Below are 15,860 nucleotides of genomic sequence, written 5' to 3'. Positions count from 1 at the left end.
CGATTTCGGGACAACCATCTGCTCCCCCTCGTCTCACGCGATCGCCGTCGCCGCCCTCTCGTCCCCACGGAAGGCCTTGGCCTGATAGCGTCGCGTTTCCCGCTTTGCCAACAGGCAATTTGCGCGAGGGCCGTCCGCGGCTAGGGAAGCAGGATGCGGATCGCGCTTCTGGAACCCGAGATCGCCGGCAATGTCGGCACGATATTGCGCACCGCGGCATGCCTCGGCGTCGCGGTCGACCTGATCGAGCCGATGGGATTCGCGTGGAGCGACCGCGCGCTCGCCCGCTCGGGCATGGACTATGCCGCGGGGGTGTCGGTCACCCGCCACGCCGATTTCGCCACCTTCGCCGCGACGCTCACCGGCCGCCTCGTCCTGCTGACGACGAGAGGCGCGACCGACCTGCCCGCGATGCGGTTCGAGGGCGCAGACGTCCTGCTGTTCGGCTCCGAAGGCCATGGCGCGCCCGAGCCCGTCCACGCCCGCGCCGATGCGCGCGTCCGCGTGCCGATGGTCGCCGGCATGAGATCGCTCAACGTCGCGGTCACCGCCGCGATCGTGCTCGGCGAAGGGCTCCGACAGACCGGCGGGTGGCCCGCCTGACCCTCAGAACCCCGACCCTCAGAACCCCGGCCCTCAGAACAGCGTCGTCAGGAAATAGAACAACGCTCCCACCGTCGCCGATGCCGGAATCGTGATGACCCATGCCGCGACCACGCTGCGCGCCACGCCCCAGCGCACCGCCGACGCGCGCCGTGCGGTCCCCGCCCCGATGATCGCGCCGGTGATCGTATGCGTCGTCGAAACCGGGATTCCCATCACCGACGCGCCGAACAGCACGATCGATCCCGCGAGCGAGGCGCTGAACCCCTGGTGCTGCGACAGCTTGGTGATCCGCGAGCCCATCGTCTCGATGATCTTCCACCCGCCCGTCATCGTCCCCGCCGCGATCGCGATGTAGCAGCTGATCGCCACCCAGTGCGGCACCTCGAACGGCCCGGTCAGATAACCGGTGGAATAGAGCAGGACGGTGATGATCCCCATCGTCTTCTGCGCGTCGTTCAGCCCGTGGCTCAGCGAATAGGCCGCCGACGAGACGAGGTGGAGCACCCGGAAGCTGCGCTCCGCCTGGTGCGCGGTCGCGCGGTGGAGCGCCCAGCTCGACGCGAGCATCACCAGCATCGCCAGCGCCATCCCGATCGTCGGCGACAGCACGATCGCGATCAGCGTCTTGTTCAGCCCGCTCCACTGCACGCCCGTCAGCCCGGCATGCGCCACGCCCGCGCCGATCAGTCCGCCGACCAGCGCGTGGCTCGACGACGACGGGATCCCCTTCATCCACGTCACGACGTTCCAGAACATCGCCCCCACCAGCGCGCCGAAGATGACGGCGGGGGTGACGAGGTCCTTGTCGATCAGCCCCTTGCCGATCGTCTCCGCCACCGCGTGGAGGCTCGGGAACGCGATCGTCAGGAAATAGGCCGCGAAGTTGAAGAACGCCGCGAACAGCACCGCCTTCACCGGCGACAGCAGCCGCGTCGCCACCACCGTCGCGATCGAGTTGGCCGCGTCGTGCAGGCCGTTGAGATAGTCGAACGCCAGCGCGACCAGGATCAACCCGACCAGCAGCGGAAAGGCGAGCTCGTGCATGGTGCGTCAGCCGCCGGTCACGAGTGGTCGATGACGATGCCGTCGATCTCGTCGGCGACGTCCTCGAATGCGTCGACGATCCGCTCGAGATGCTTGTAGATCTCGCGGTCGACGACGAAGCGCAACGTATCGGTCGCGCCATAGGCCCTCAGCGAGCGCTTGAGCCCCGCGGCATGGATCTCGTCGGCCTGGCCCTCCATCCGCACCAGCCGCTCGGTCAGCTCGTGGAGCCTCGCGCCGTTGCGCGCCACGTCGCGCAGCAGCGGCATCGCCTCCACCGCCAGCCGCGCCGCATCGACGATGATCGCGGCCATGTCCTTCATCTCGGGCGAGAACTCGGCGACCTCGTACAGGTCGATCGCGTTCGCCGCGGCTTGCATCTCGTCGACCGTATCGTCCATCGCGCCGATCAGGCTGGTGATCGCGCCGCGATCGAACGGCGTCAGGAAGGTCTTGCGGACGGTCTGGAGAACCTCGCGCGTGATCTCGTCGGCGTCATGCTCGCGCTCGATGATCTCGCGGATATGGTCCTTGGCCGCCGGTCCGCCCTCCAGCAGCCGGGCGACCGCGTCGGCGGCGGCGGCGACGGTCGCGGCGTGCGCCTCGAACATTGCGAAGAAATTCCCCGTCCGGGGGAGCAGGCGCTGAAACCAGGCAAACATCGATCCCACCTTCGATTGATTGATACCCGCGGCCGGCGCGCCCGTCCGGCGCGCCGCCGCCTTGAAATCGCCACTCGCGAACGATCCGATCAGGTCGCGCAGGTCGGGCTCGTCGACCGCCCTCGCCGCCTCGGCGAGCGTGAACCAGCGTCGCTCGCGCTCATGCTGTTCCTTCCACGCGTCCATCTCGCGCGTCACTGCCAGCGGGAACACGTCGACATCGACCATCAGCGACGCGCCGTTCCCCTTGCGCTTGCGATAGCGATAGCTGCCCAGCGGCGTCGGGCAGATCGCGCCGCTCACCCCCGCTTCCTCCTCGGCCTCCGCGGCGGCGGCGGCGTGCGGCGAATCGCTGCCGCCGATATTGCCCTTGGGGATCACCCATCGCCGCGAGGTCCGCGACGTCACCAGCAGCACCCGCACGACCGAGTCGGCGGAGGCGCTGTCGGTCCGGTAAGGCAAGGCGGCGATCTGGCGGATGACGGGCTCCCGATGGCGTGCCCGGCACACCCTGCGCCGAATCACCCCCGATACAAGGCGGGCCGTTACCTCACGCGGTCAGCGCCAGCAACGCGAAGGTGGCCAGCCAGTGCTCGCCCATATAGTCGTCCGCCAGATGCGGCAGCGCCGCGTCGAGGTGCGCCACCGCGATCGCCTCGCCCCGTGCGGGGTCCGGCAAGGCCGGCGCCAGCGCACGCCAGCACCACGCCCGCGCCAGATTCAGCCCGTCGATGTGCGCCATCCGCCCGTCGGTCCGGTCGCGCACCGTCGCAGGCTCCAGCAGGCACGCGACCGCGCCGCCGAATGGATCGGGCATGAACCCGGCGAACCAGTCGCCGAAGTCCGCCCCCAGCACCGCCTGCATCAGCACCGCCTCGCACAGGGTCGCGGAGACGAAGTCCTCGCCCCCCGGCTCCCAAGGCCGAGCATCGCGATCCGCGCCGTACCACGCCCGCGCATGCGTCTCGATCGTGCCCGCCAGCCCCGCATCATGCGTCCGCGCCCACGCCAGCGCCAGGATCAGCGCGAACGCGCTCTGGTCGTGCTTGCCGCTGCGGATTGGATAGCCCAGCCGCGGCAGGTAGCTCGCAAACCGCGCGGCGAACGCGCGCGCCAGCGGCTCGACCGCCGCCGCCCAGCGCCGATCGGGGCGCAACGCCAGCTCGCCGTGCAGCGCGAGCAGCCACGCCCACCCGTAAGGCCGCTCGAACCCGCCCGACAGCGCGCGATCGAGAAACGCCAGCTCGCCCGCGATCTTCGCCGGCACCAGCATCGCATCCGCCAGCGCCTCCGCCCGCGCCGCCTCCTCCGTCCCCGGGAAGAGCCGCGCGAGCCGCATCACCTGCCACCAGCCATGCACGCAGCTGTGCCAGTCGAAGCTGCCATGGAAGACGGGGTGGAACTCGCTCGGGCGCCGCAGGTCCTCCTGTCCGGTCAGCACCCTGTCGCTGATGTTCGGCCACTCCTGAGTCAGGTGCCCAAGCGTGGAAGCGGCGAACCGCGTCGCCATGTGTCGGTCGAGGATCATCATGCCATCCCTTTGTCCGTCATCCCCGCGAAGGCCGGGATCCATCTCCCGCCGCCGGAGCCGCACGCAACGCCGGATCCCGGTTTTCGCCGGGATGGCGGAGGGGGCGGTTCCGACCCCACCGCCCCGATGTCACTGGCCCGTAACGCTGACGGCATCGTCCGTACGTTCCCTGTCGTGCCGGCCGCTACCTTGGACCCGTCGCCCCGGCGAAGGCCGGGGTCCACCCCGCCGCCGGGCGCTGGCGCAGGTCTGGATATCGGCCTCCGCCGGAATGACGGGGCGTCAGCCATAGCCCCCGCCCCCCGGCGTCTCGATCACGAACACATCCCCGGCGCGCATCGCCACCTCCGCGGTGGAGCCCAGCCGCTCCACTCCGCCGTTCACCCGCTCGACCCACGCCGCGCCGACCGCGCCGTCGTCGCCGCCCGCCATCCCGAACGGCGCCACCCGCCGCCGGTTCGCCAGGATGCACGCAGTCATGTCGCGCAGGAACCGCACTCGCCGCAGCGCTCCGTCGCCACCGCGCGACGCGCCCACCCCGCCGGTCCCCTCGCGCACCGCGAACGTCTCCAGCAGCACCGGGAACCGCGTCTCGAGGATCTCGGGATCGGTCAGCCGGCTGTTCGTCATGTGCGTCTGGATCACGCTCTCGCCGTCGAACCCCGGCCCCGCGCCCGCGCCGCCCGCGATCGTCTCGTAATATTGGTGGCGCGCGTCCCCGAAGGTGAAGTTGTTCATCGTCCCCTGGCTCGCCGCCATCGCGCCCAGCGCGCCGAACAGCGCGTCGGTCACCACTTGGCTCGTCTCGACGTTGCCCGCGACCACCGCCGCCGGATAGCGCGGGTTGAGCATCGACCCCTCCGGCACCCGGATCGTCACCCCGCGCAAGCAGCCGTCGTTCAGCGGCACCGCCTCGTCGATCAGCGCGCGCACGACATACAGCACCGCCGCACGCACGATCGAGACCGGTGCGTTGAAGTTGTTCGCGCGCTGCGCGCTCGTCCCTGCGAAGTCGATGTCGAGCGTCCCCGCGTCCCGATCGACCCGCACCGCGACGCGGACGACCGCGCCGTCGTCCATCTCATAGGCGAAGGCGCCATCGGACAGCGTCGCGATCAGCCGCCGCACCGCCGCGTCGGCATTGGCCTGCACATGCTCCATATAGGCGCTGACGACGTCCGCGCCGCTCTCCGCCGCCATCCGGTGCAGCCCCGCCGCGCCGCGCGTGCACGCCGCCAGCTGCGCCGCCAGATCGGCGATATTCTGGTCGATGTTGCGCGCGGGATGGGCGCTCCCTGCGAACAGCGCACGCAGCTCGTCCTCCAGGAACCGCCCCGCGTCGACGACCAGCACGTCGTCGAGCAGCACGCCCTCCTCCTCCACGGAGGTGCTCCGCGGCGGCATCGATCCCGGCGTCGTCCCGCCGACATCGGCATGATGCCCCCGCGCCGCGACGAACCAGCGCGGCTCGCCGTCCCCGTCCGCGAACACCGGCATGATGACGGTGATGTCGGGCAGGTGAGTCCCCCCGCGATACGGCGCGTTGAGCGCATAGGCGTCGCCGCGCCTTATGCCGCGTCCGTCCGCCCCGCCGCCCCGATTGGCAAGGATCGTGCGGATGCTCTCCCCCATCGATCCCAGATGGACCGGGATATGCGGCGCGTTCGCCACCAGATTGCCCGCCGCATCGAACAGCGCGCAGGAGAAATCGAGCCGCTCGCGGATGTTCACCGACGCCGCCGACCGCTGGAGCGCCGCCCCCATGTCCTCAGCCACGCTCATGAACAGGCCTGCGAAGATCGCGAGTCGCACGGGATCGGCATCGTTCCCGACCGCGCCCGGCGCTTCCCCGTTCGTTTCGAGCGAAGTCGAGGAACGCTGTCGCACCGCCACCCGCTCGAGGATCAGGTTCCCAATCGCGTCCACCCGCGCGCGCCAGCCGGGCTCGACCACCGTCGTCGACACCGCATCGATCACCAGCGCCGGCCCGTCGAACGCATGCCCCGCGGGCAACCCCTCGCGCGCCAGCACCGGCGTGTCGCGCCACGCGCCTGCCAGATACACCGGCACCCTCGCGATCGGCGGCGCGGCGGCGTCGGGCAGCGCCACCAGCGCGGCGTCGACCGGCGCGCTCGCCGCGATCGCCTCCGCGACGACGCGGTCCGCGACCAGCGTCTGCGTGCTCGCGAACCCGAACTGCGCGACATGCGCCGCGTCGAACGCCGCGACCATCGTATCGACTTCGCCCAGGTCGATCTCGATCGTATGCTCGGTCTGCCCGCGCCGCAGATGCACCCGCCGCTCGACCGTCACCCCCGCCGCATCGACGCCCTGCGCGACCAGCGCGTCGCGCGCCTCGTCCGCAAGCGCCTCGATCGCCGCCAGCATCGCATCGCGCTCGCCGAACGCCATGCCCAGCGTCGCCTCGCGCAGCACCCGCCGGTCCGCCAGACCCATGCCATAGGCGGAGAGCACCCCCGCCAGCGGGTGGATCATCACCCGGTCCATCGCCAGCGCGTCGGCGACCAGGCACGCATGCTGCCCCCCCGCCCCGCCGAAGCACGCCAGCGTATAGCGCGTCACGTCGTGACCGCGCGCGACCGAGATCGTGCGGATCGCGTTCGCCATGTTCGCCACCGCGACCGCGACGAACCCCTCCGCCAGCACCTGCGGATCCCCCGGCAGGTCCGCGAACCGCGCCGCCACCGCCCCGGCATCGAGCGGTGCGTCACCGCCAGCGCCGAAGATCGCGGGAAACACCTCGGGTCGCAGCTTGCCGAGCATCACGTTGCAGTCGGTGACGGTCAGCGGCCCCCCGCGCCGGTAGCAGGCCGGGCCCGGCACCGCGCCCGCACTCTCCGGCCCGACGAGCAGCCGCTGCCCGTCGTGCCGGCAGATCGATCCGCCCCCCGCCGCGACGGTATGGATCCGCAGCATCGGCGCACGGATCCTGGCGCCCGCGATCAGCGTCTCGGTATCGCGCTCATAGGTGCCCGCATAATGCGACACGTCGGTCGAGGTGCCGCCCATGTCGAACCCAATGATCCGGTCGAACCCGGCCTCGCGCGCGGTCGCCGCCATGCCCACGATCCCCCCCGCCGGGCCCGACAGGATCGCGTCCTTCCCCCGGAACGCCGCGCCGTCGACCAGTCCGCCGTTCGATTGCATGAACAGCGCGCCCTGCCCCAGCGCCGCGCTCAGCCCTTCGACATAGCGATCGAGCACCGGCGACAGATACGCGTCGACCAGCGTCGTGTCGCCGCGCCCGATCAGCTTGATGACGGGCGCGACGCGGTGGCTGACCGACACCTGCGTAAAGCCGATCTCTTCCGCGATCGCCGCCAGCGCCGCCTCGTGCGCGGTGAACCGCCAGCCATGCACCAGCACGATCGCCACCGCGCGAAGGCCGTCGTCATACGCCGCCCGCAACCCGCTACGCGCCGTCTCCGCGTCGAGCGGCACGAGGACGGCGCCCTCCGCATCGACCCGCTCGTCGATCTCCAGCACACGCGCGAACAAAGGCTCCGGCCGGCGCACGTCGCGCGCGAAGATGTCCGCCCGCTCCTGATGCCCGATCCTGAGCGCGTCGCCGAATCCGCGCGTGATCGCGAGCAGCGTGGGCTCGCCCTTGCGCTCGAGCAGCGCGTTGGTCGCCACGGTCGTCCCGATCCGCAATGCGATCGCGCCGGGCTCCGCCCCCGCCAGCCGCCGGATCGCCTCGACCGCGGCATCGTCGTACCGCCCCGGATCCTCCGACAGCAGCTTGGCCGTCACGACGCCCCCGTCCGGCCGCCGCGCGACGACGTCGGTGAACGTGCCGCCACGGTCGATCCAGAACTGCCAGGTCACATGAGGCTCCTTTTGGGCACGTCGGAATGAACAAACATAGGCAGCCCGCATCCGTTCGTGCTGAGCTTGTCGAAGCACCGTCCTTCTTATCCCCGCTGGGAAAGAAAGGCAGCCCTTCGACAGGCTCAGGGCGAACGGATCAACCCGCTAGACCGCCACCTCCGCCTTGATCGCGGGATGCGGCGTATAGCCTTCCACCGAAAAATCCCCGATCGCGTAATCGTCGATCGTCGCCGCCCGCGCCGCCAGCGTAACCCGCGCCGCCGGCCGTGCCTCGCGCGCGATCTGCTCACGCGCCGCATCGAGATGGTTCGCGTAGAGGTGCACGTCGCCCCCCATCCACACGAACTCGCCCAGTGCCAGACCCGCCTGCTGCGCCAGCATCATCTGCAACGCCGCCGCGCCCACCCAGTTGAACGGCAGCCCCAGGAACACGTCGCAGCTCCGCTGGAACATCAGAGAATGGAGCCGCCCGTCGCTCGTCACATGATATTGATACACCATATGGCACGGCGGCAGCGCCATCGCGCCGATTTCGGGCACGTTCCACGCATGGAACAGGATCCGCCGGCTCGCGGGATCGTGCTTCAGCGCCTCGATCACGCCCGCGATCTGGTCGTGCTCCACCCCGTCCGGCCCCGCCCAGCGCCGCCATTGCCTGCCATAGACCGGCCCCAGCTCGCCCCACTCGGCCGCGAACGCCGCGTCCGCCACGATCCGCGCCTCGAAATCGCCTTGCGCGATCGCCTCCCCGGTCGCTTCGCGATACGCTTTCAGCGGCCAGTCGGTCCAGATCCGCACGTCCTGTTCCAGCAGCTGGCGGATATTGGTGCCCCCGGTCAGGAACCAGATCATCTCCTTGACCGAGGTCTTCCACGACACCCGCTTGGAGGTGATGAGCGGGAACTCCCCCGCCCCCAGGTCGAAGCGCGCAGTCTCGCCGAACACGGAGCGCGTACCGACCCCCGTGCGATCCCCGCGCGGATCCCCCGATTCCAGCACCCGCCGCACGATCCGCGCATAGGCCGCGTCGATTGTGTTCGCTTCCATGCCGCTTTCGCTACGACAAAATCCGGTTCGGACCAACCCGCGCTCGCGGCCGTCGCGCCGCACGGTACGGTGCGCGCATGCCGGCCTTCGACCTGCCCGTCGATCTCGCTGCGGTGTTCGCGCCGCTTGCCGTCGCACGGACGGAGATCGCGATCTTCGCCTATCTCGATTCGCGCCAGCGAATCCTCGGCGTCCGCCACGCGCCGTCGGCGCTGTCGTCGCGCGTCGACCTCCCCGTCCGCACGATCGCGGGCGACGCGCTCGCGTTCGGTGCCAGCGCGGTCGTCATGGCGCACAACCACCCCAGCGGCGATCCGACTCCCAGCGCCGCCGATCTCGGCGCCACCCGCCTGCTCGCACGCATGCTCGCCCTGCTCGAGGCGCCGCTGCTCGAACACCTGATCGTCGCGGGCGACCGCACCACCAGCCTGCGCGCCAGGGGGCTGCTCTAGCCTCGTCATCCCGGCGAAAGTCGGGATGACGGCGGTTCAGACCACCATCACTCCAATCGGCACGGGCGGATCGCATCCGGCTCCGGCCGCGCACCCACTGCACGGAACGCTGCGAAATATCCCCCAGCCGACGGCATGTCCTTCATCGCCACCTGCTCATAGCCGACCGCCGCGAACTCGCACCGCAGCAGCGCGGGCGGCGTGCCGTGGTACTTGGTCGGCCGGTCGGCATCGACGACGATCACCAGCCCGCCCGGCCGCAGCGCGGGCCGCACCGCCCACAGGAACGCATAGGGCTGCGCGATCTCGTGATACATGTGGACCATGAAAACCCGGTCGAAGCTGTTCGCGGGCAGCTTGGGGTCGTCGGGCTCGCCCAGCTTCACGCTGACATTGTCGAGCCGCTCGCGCGCCACGCGTTCGGCCAGCGCGTCGCGGGTAGAGGCGAAGATGTCCTCCGCCAGCACGCGCCCGTCCTTGCCCACCGCCTGCGCCAGCCGAATCGTGTAATAGCCCTCGCCCGCGCCGATATCCGCCACCGTCATCCCCGGCCGGATCGCCGCGCGCGCCATCACCGCGCCCGCCTCGTTCAGCCGGTCGCGCGATTCCTCGTCGGACCAGCGCGTCGAGACGATCCCCGCGACCGGCCGGTCGGCGACCGGGAACGGCCCCGGCTCCCTGGGCTCGCGCTTGAGGAGCGGCGTCGAGCCGTCGCACGCGGCGAGGACCAGCAACATCCCCATGGCCGCTCGCTTCGCGCGCAGTCGAGAAACGCCCACGCCCACGCGCACACGGACGCCGTTTCTCGACTTCGCTCGACACGAACGGAGACGGGAGACGAGGATCAATCGACGTCCTCCACCTCGACCGCCTCGCCCGTGACCCGCTGCGACAGCGCCGCCGCCATGAACGAATCGAGATCGCCGTCGAGCACGTCGGACGGCGCGGTCGAGGTCACGCCGGTGCGCAGGTCCTTCACCAGCTGATACGGTTGCAGCACGTACGACCGGATCTGGTGCCCCCAGCCGATATCGGTCTTGGTCGCGTTCTCCGCATTGGCCGCCTGCTCGCGGATCGCCAGCTCGCGCTCGTACAGCCGCGCGCGCAGCTGGTTATAGGCCTCGGCCTTGTTCTTGTGCTGCGATCGCTGGTTCTGGCACTGCACGACGATGCCGGTCGGGATGTGCGTGATGCGCACCGCCGAATCGGTCGTGTTGATGTGCTGCCCGCCCGCGCCCGACGCGCGATAGGTGTCGATCCGCAGGTCGCTCTCGTTATAGTCGACCTCGATATTCTCGTCGACGACCGGATAGACCCACACGCTCGCGAACGAGGTATGCCGCCGCGCCGCCGAATCGTACGGGCTGATCCGCACCAGCCGGTGCACGCCGCTCTCGGTCTTGGCATAACCGTACGCGTTCTCGCCCTTCAGCAGCAGCGTCGCGGACTTGATCCCCGCCTGCTCGCCCGAATGCTGGTCGACCAGCTCGACCTTCAGGCCATGCCGCTCGCCCCAGCGCGAATACATCCGGCTGAGCATGCCCGCCCAGTCCTGGCTCTCGGTCCCACCCGCGCCGGCGTTGACCTCGATATAGGTGTCGTTGCCGTCGGCCTCGCCCGCCAGCAGCGCCTTCACCTTGTCCTTCTCGGCGCGCGCGGACAGCGTCGCGAGGCCGGCGACCGCCTCCGCCTCCATCTCGGTATCGCCCTCGGCCTCCGCCATCTCGATCAGCTCGACGGTGTCGGACAGCTCGCGCTCGATCGCGCGCGTCGCCTCGATCGCCTCGTCGAGCCGGCGACGCTCGCGCATCACCTCCTGCGCGGCCTTGGGATCGTTCCAGAGCGCCTGGTCCTCGACGCGCGCGTTCAGCTCGTCGAGCCGGCGCAGCGCGCGGTCCCAGTCGAGGAAGCGGCGCAGCAGCGCCAGCGCATCGTTGATCTGCTCGACATGGGCCTGCGCTTCGGCGCGCATAACGTCACTCCAATTCTCGCGTCATCCCCGCGAAGGCGGGGATCCATCTCCCGTCCGGGACCTCCATCGCTACCGTCGCGTGCCTGGCGACGGTTCGGCGATGGATCCCCGCCTGCGCGGGGATGACGGACGGGTCTTATGCCGACAGGCGCTAGTAGATTCCGCCCTGCTTCTGCAAGAAATCGCTGTCGGCGGGCGCCGCCTTCGCCGCCGCGGTCGCGCTGGCGGTCGGCGCCGGGCCGCTCCGCCGCGCCGCGCGCCGCGGTTCGCTCTCGGGCTTGAACGCTTCCCAGATCACCCCGGCCTTGGGGTCGCTCGTCGGCCACGCGCCATAGACCGGCCGGCCGCTCGCGCGATCGATGCGGACCATGCGGATCCCCTCGGGTGCACGGAACGGCAGCGGCTCCATCCCCTCATAGGCCTTCACCGCCCACTGCTTGAAGATCGGCGCCGCCAGCGTCCCGCCCTGCGCATAGCCGCCCAGATTCACCGGCGAGTCGTACCCGATATAGACGCCCGCGATCATCTGCGGCGTGCCGCCGATGAACCACACGTCCTTCGGCCCCGTGTTCGTCCCCGTCTTGCCGAACATCGGCCGGTTCAGGTCGCGCAGGATCGTCGCGGTGCCGCGCTGGATCACGCCTTCCGCGATGTGGACCATCTGGTAAGCGCTCATCGCGTCGACCACCTGCTTGCCGCGAATGCCCGGCCGCGGCATCGCCTTGCCGTCCCAGTCGGTCGCGTTGCACCGGTCGCAAGCGCGCCACGCCTCGGGCCAGATCACCTTGCCGTGGCGGTCCTGGACGAAGTCGATCAGCGTCGGCGCGTGCCAGCGCCCCTGGTTCGCCAGCACCGCATAGGCGTTGACCATCCGCGACACCGTCGTCTCGCCCGCGCCCAGCGCATAGGAGAGGTACGGCGCGTAATTGCCCACCTCCAGCGCCTTCATCAGCCCGACGACCTTGGGCATCCCGGTCTGCGCCGCGGCGCGCACCGTCATCAGGTTGCGCGACTGCTCGACGCCCCAGCGCATCGTGTGCGGTCCGGAACCGCCGCCCGAGAAGTTGCGGAAGCATTTCTGCCCCAGCCGCGCGCCCTGATAGACGCAGAACGGCCCATCGACGATGATCGACGCGGGCGTCATCCCGCCCTCCAGCGCCGCGGCATAGACGATCGGCTTGATCGTCGAGCCCGGCTGGCGCATCGCCTGAGTCGCGCGGTTGAACGCCTGCACGCGGTTGTCGAACCCGCCCTGCATCGCCAGCACCCGCCCGGTCGCGGGCTCTTCCACCACGAACCCGCCGGAAATCTTCGGGACCGAGCGCAACGCGAACCCTGCCCCCTCCGGCGCCACCGCAATAATGTCGCCCGGCACCAATGCGGCGAACGCTGTGCCGCCCTTGCCGCGCACCGGGGTCTGTGCCGCATAGCGCGCCATCGTCCCCTGCTCGCCGGTCGCGAATCCCAGGTCGACGCCCTCGCCCGTCTTCGCGATCACGATCGCCGCGCGCCAGTCTGAATAGTCGAGCGCGATATTGGTGTTGATGAGCGCCGCCAGCCAGCGGTCGCTGTCGATCTCGACATGCTTGAGCGGCCCCGCCCAGCCCCGCCCGCGATCATAGCGCAGCAGCCCGTCACGCAAGGCCTGCGCGGCATAGTCCTGCATCTTCGGATCGAGCGAGGTGCGCACCCACAGCCCGCCCGAATACACGCTGAACGGACCGTCGCGCGCGGTTTCGCCGAACTTGTCGATCAGCTCGCGCCGCACCTCCTCGACGAAATAGCCGCCCACGCGCTCGAACTTGGGCGTCCGCCGCAGGATCGCGCCGATCGGCTCGCCGCGCGCCTGCGTATACTGTCCTTGCGTGATGAACCCGTTCTTGAGCATCTCGCCCAGCACATAGTTGCGCCGGTCGAGCGCGCGCTCGGTATTGCGCACCGGATCGTAGTTCGCCGGCCCCTTGGGCAGGATCGCCAGATAGGCGAGCTGCGCCAGCGTCAGCTCGTCGAGCTCCTTGTCGAAATAGGCGTGGCTTGCCGCTTCCACGCCGAACGCGTTGCGCCCCAGCGGAATCTGGTTGAGATACAGCTCCAGGATCTGCGGCTTCGTCAGCGTCTCCTCGATCTTGTAGGCGAGGATCGCCTCCTTCACCTTGCGCGTCGGCGAATAGGCGTTGCCGATCAGCAGGTTCTTGGCCACCTGCTGCGTGATCGTCGAGCCGCCGCGCGCGCGCTTGCCCGTCCCGAACTTGCGCGCATAGTCGAGCACCGCGCCCGCAAGGCCCGGGAAATCGACGCCGTGATGCTCGAAGAACGTCTTGTCCTCCGCGGCCAGGAACGCGCGGATCAGCAGCGGCGGATATTCCGCGAAGCTCAGCTCGACGCGCCGCTCGCGGGCATAGGAATAGACCGGGGTGCCGTCGATCCCGCGCACGTTCGTCGGCAGCGGCGGCTCGTAGGTGCGCAGTTGCTCCACCGACGGCAGGTCGCGCGCGAAGATCGCCCAGAACGCCCCCGCACCGACCGCGGCCAGCAGCGCCAGCACCGCGATCGCCTTCACCCAGCGCCGCTGCCACGCGCGCGCCAGCGCCCCGCGCACGCCGGCGACGTCGCGCCTGAGCCTCAGCTTCATCGGTTCGGGGGGAGTAGACGCCATACCAGCGCCCAGCGTTTAGCAGGTTCGCGGGCGGTGGGAAGCGCGTTGCGTCGGGCGCATGGCGTTACGCGGCCGGAACGGATCGCACGCTGTCTCGTTCACCCCGTCCGACCGGATCGTACCGGCCGCCGGGACATCTGAAAAAGGACCAAGGCCATGTTGTGGACGATCGCGCTGATCCTGTTGATCTTCTGGGCGCTTGGCTTCGCCTTCCACGTCGCGGGCGGGCTGATCCACATCCTGCTCGTCGTCGCGGTGATCGTCGTGATCTTCCGCCTCGTCACCGGCCGCAAGGTAGTGTGACACCCCCTTAACCCCGGCCTCGTGCCGGGGTGCACCATCGTACGAGCGCAGTGCACGACCATCGGGCGAGTCACCCGCCCCGCAGTGGATCCCGGCCCGGGCCCGGGATGACGATCAGGATGTCGAGCCTTACTTCGCCGCCATCTTCCGCGCGAAGTATACCTCGACCGACCGCCGCACGCTCTCGGCGATGCGTGCGCGCCCCTCGCGGCTGTCGAGGAAGGCCGCATCGCCCGGGTTCGAGATATAGCCCGTCTCGAACAGCACCGACGGCATGTCGGGCGCCTTCAGCACCAACAGCGATGCCATCCGGTGGAACGCCGGCTTGGTCGGGATCAGCGGCTTGGCCTCGCGCCCCAGCAGCCGCGCGAACCCGGCCGACGCATTCATCGTCTCGCGCTGCGTCAGGTCGATCAGGATCGACGATACGTCCGCATTCTCGTCGAGCCGCACGCCCGAGATCACGTCGGCCTTGTTCTCGCGCGCCGCTAGCAGCGACGCTTCCTTGTCCGACGCCACCTCGGACAGCGTGTACACCGATGCGCCCGTCGCATCCCCGGATCCCACGCTGTCGCAGTGGATCGAGATGAACAGGTCCGCGTGCATCCGCCGCGCCACCCCGAACCGCTCGCGGTGGAGCAGGTAGCGGTCGTCGTCACGCGTCAGCGCCACGCGCACCCGGCCCGATTCGACCAGTTCGTCGCGGATCGCCTGCGCGATCTTCAGCGTCACGTCCTTCTCGCGCAGGCCCGTCTCGGCGTTGATAGCCCCCGGATCGTGCCCGCCATGCCCTGCGTCGATCACGACCAGCGGCCGGCCCTCGTCGCCGGAGATCCGCGGCAGCGCGGCGGCGCGCGCGGGTGGCGGCACGGGAACGGTGATCTTGTAGCGCGGCTTCGCGTCGCCCAGCCCGAACGGCAGGAAGCTGAGCGGCGAGGCGACACTGGCCTCGGCGAATCGCGTGCGGTCGACATCGCGCAGCGTCAGCGTCAGTTCGCGCCCGTCATGATCGAACCGGCCCCCGGCAACGATCGCGGGCGTCGTGAGGTCGAGCACGATCCGCGTGCCCCCATCGCCGTGCCGCCCCTGCCGCACCGCGCTCACCACCCCGCCCGCGTCGCCATGCCGTCCCGGCGTTGCGCCGTCGACGTCGATCGCAATCCGGCGCGGGCCGTCGAGCACGAACGCGCTCGCGGCGGACACCGCCGCGTCGAACCGGACGGTCACGCGCCCGTCGTCCACTTCGACACGCTCGACGGTCGCCGCCCAGCCGGGGGCGCCGAACATCATGCCCATCATCAACGCGATCACGCTTGCCACGCGGCGTCCATGCCGCGGGGGCGTCCCGCCGGTCCAGCAAAAAGCCATGGTTAACGCGAACCCTCTGTTACCCTGTACATTCCCGCCTAGCCCGCCGCGTCTCAAGCCGCGGTTGCAGGAAAGGGTTAACCGGCAATTCGGCATTATCTTGCCGGCAACCCCGGCAGATTCCTGCCAGTTGATGCGGCGCGCGCGCGGTGCTAGTCCAGCGCACGACCGGACAGGTGCGCATTTCCCGCGCGTCTTCAAGACCGGCCCATTGCCCGTCCGAAAGAGCGATCTGCCGGGCGCGGCGCTTCAGGTTGACGCTCGCATGCCGCATCTCACCCGCGCCCAGACCAGCCCGGCTTCCGCCGGCGGTCGCGCGGCTGTCGCCGGAGGCACGCTGCCCCGGCATGCTGCGCGAGCGAAGGCA

At 70.0% G+C, this 15,860-nt stretch carries 12 protein-coding genes; 3 read left to right on the top strand and 9 right to left on the bottom strand.

Annotated elements, in window-relative coordinates:
- Nucleotides 1–153 precede the first annotated feature (153 nt).
- The gene (locus ACV7NO_RS05810) at nucleotides 154–603 is read left to right on the top strand and encodes a tRNA (cytidine(34)-2'-O)-methyltransferase (RefSeq protein ID WP_463405069.1); all 450 of its coding nucleotides are present in this window, start codon (nucleotides 154–156) and stop codon (nucleotides 601–603) included.
- Nucleotides 604–636: 33 nt separating this feature from the next.
- Here the strand turns inward: ACV7NO_RS05810 and ACV7NO_RS05805 are convergent, their stop codons facing one another.
- The 5 genes from ACV7NO_RS05805 to thyA form a co-directional block, all read right to left on the bottom strand.
- Complete coding sequence (locus ACV7NO_RS05805) at nucleotides 637–1,650, bottom strand: anion permease (protein ID WP_463405068.1); 1,014 nt, start codon at nucleotides 1,648–1,650, stop codon at nucleotides 637–639.
- 17 nt (nucleotides 1,651–1,667) lie between these two features.
- Entirely contained in the window at nucleotides 1,668–2,774 is a 1,107-nt protein-coding gene (locus ACV7NO_RS05800) for a DUF47 family protein (protein WP_463405067.1), read from the bottom strand.
- 88 nt (nucleotides 2,775–2,862) lie between these two features.
- Nucleotides 2,863–3,843, bottom strand: coding sequence for a DUF2891 domain-containing protein (locus tag ACV7NO_RS05795; RefSeq protein ID WP_463405066.1), 981 nt, complete (start codon nucleotides 3,841–3,843; stop codon nucleotides 2,863–2,865).
- 282 nt (nucleotides 3,844–4,125) lie between these two features.
- On the bottom strand, nucleotides 4,126–7,692 hold the full coding sequence (locus tag ACV7NO_RS05790) for a hydantoinase B/oxoprolinase family protein (protein WP_463405065.1): 3,567 nt from the start codon (nucleotides 7,690–7,692) through the stop codon (nucleotides 4,126–4,128).
- A gap of 147 nt (nucleotides 7,693–7,839) precedes the next feature.
- Complete coding sequence (gene thyA, locus ACV7NO_RS05785) at nucleotides 7,840–8,742, bottom strand: thymidylate synthase (RefSeq protein ID WP_463405064.1); 903 nt, start codon at nucleotides 8,740–8,742, stop codon at nucleotides 7,840–7,842.
- 77 nt (nucleotides 8,743–8,819) lie between these two features.
- On the opposite strand from thyA, the gene ACV7NO_RS05780 reads away from it, so the two are divergent.
- A complete protein-coding gene (locus ACV7NO_RS05780) occupies nucleotides 8,820–9,194 on the top strand; it encodes a JAB domain-containing protein (protein ID WP_463405063.1) in 375 nt (124 codons plus the stop codon).
- Between the two features lie 47 nt (nucleotides 9,195–9,241).
- Here the strand turns inward: ACV7NO_RS05780 and ACV7NO_RS05775 are convergent, their stop codons facing one another.
- The 3 genes from ACV7NO_RS05775 to ACV7NO_RS05765 form a co-directional block, all read right to left on the bottom strand.
- Nucleotides 9,242–9,937 (bottom strand): class I SAM-dependent methyltransferase, encoded by a 696-nt coding sequence (locus tag ACV7NO_RS05775; protein ID WP_463405062.1) that lies wholly within the window; start codon nucleotides 9,935–9,937, stop codon nucleotides 9,242–9,244.
- A 101-nt stretch (nucleotides 9,938–10,038) separates the two neighbouring features.
- Nucleotides 10,039–11,166 carry a peptide chain release factor 2 gene (gene prfB / locus ACV7NO_RS05770; RefSeq protein ID WP_463405061.1) on the bottom strand — a complete coding sequence of 376 codons (1,128 nt, stop codon included), beginning with the start codon at nucleotides 11,164–11,166 and terminating at the stop codon, nucleotides 10,039–10,041.
- A 151-nt stretch (nucleotides 11,167–11,317) separates the two neighbouring features.
- Nucleotides 11,318–13,822, bottom strand: a complete 2,505-nt coding sequence (locus tag ACV7NO_RS05765) for a penicillin-binding protein 1A (protein WP_463405060.1) — start codon at nucleotides 13,820–13,822, stop codon at nucleotides 11,318–11,320.
- A 156-nt stretch (nucleotides 13,823–13,978) separates the two neighbouring features.
- Here ACV7NO_RS05765 and ACV7NO_RS05760 point away from each other — a divergent pair, with 156 nt between their 5' ends.
- On the top strand, nucleotides 13,979–14,125 hold the full coding sequence (locus ACV7NO_RS05760; protein WP_463405059.1) for a lmo0937 family membrane protein: 147 nt from the start codon (nucleotides 13,979–13,981) through the stop codon (nucleotides 14,123–14,125).
- A 129-nt stretch (nucleotides 14,126–14,254) separates the two neighbouring features.
- Here the strand turns inward: ACV7NO_RS05760 and ACV7NO_RS05755 are convergent, their stop codons facing one another.
- Nucleotides 14,255–15,493 carry an N-acetylmuramoyl-L-alanine amidase gene (locus ACV7NO_RS05755; RefSeq protein WP_463405058.1) on the bottom strand — a complete coding sequence of 413 codons (1,239 nt, stop codon included), beginning with the start codon at nucleotides 15,491–15,493 and terminating at the stop codon, nucleotides 14,255–14,257.
- Between the last annotated feature and the right edge of the window lie 367 nt (nucleotides 15,494–15,860).

The organism is Sphingomonas sp. Ell38C01 (assembly GCF_055231975.1).
The sequence above is the reverse complement of the archived record's forward strand: the minus strand, read 5'-3'. Positions and strand labels throughout refer to the sequence as shown.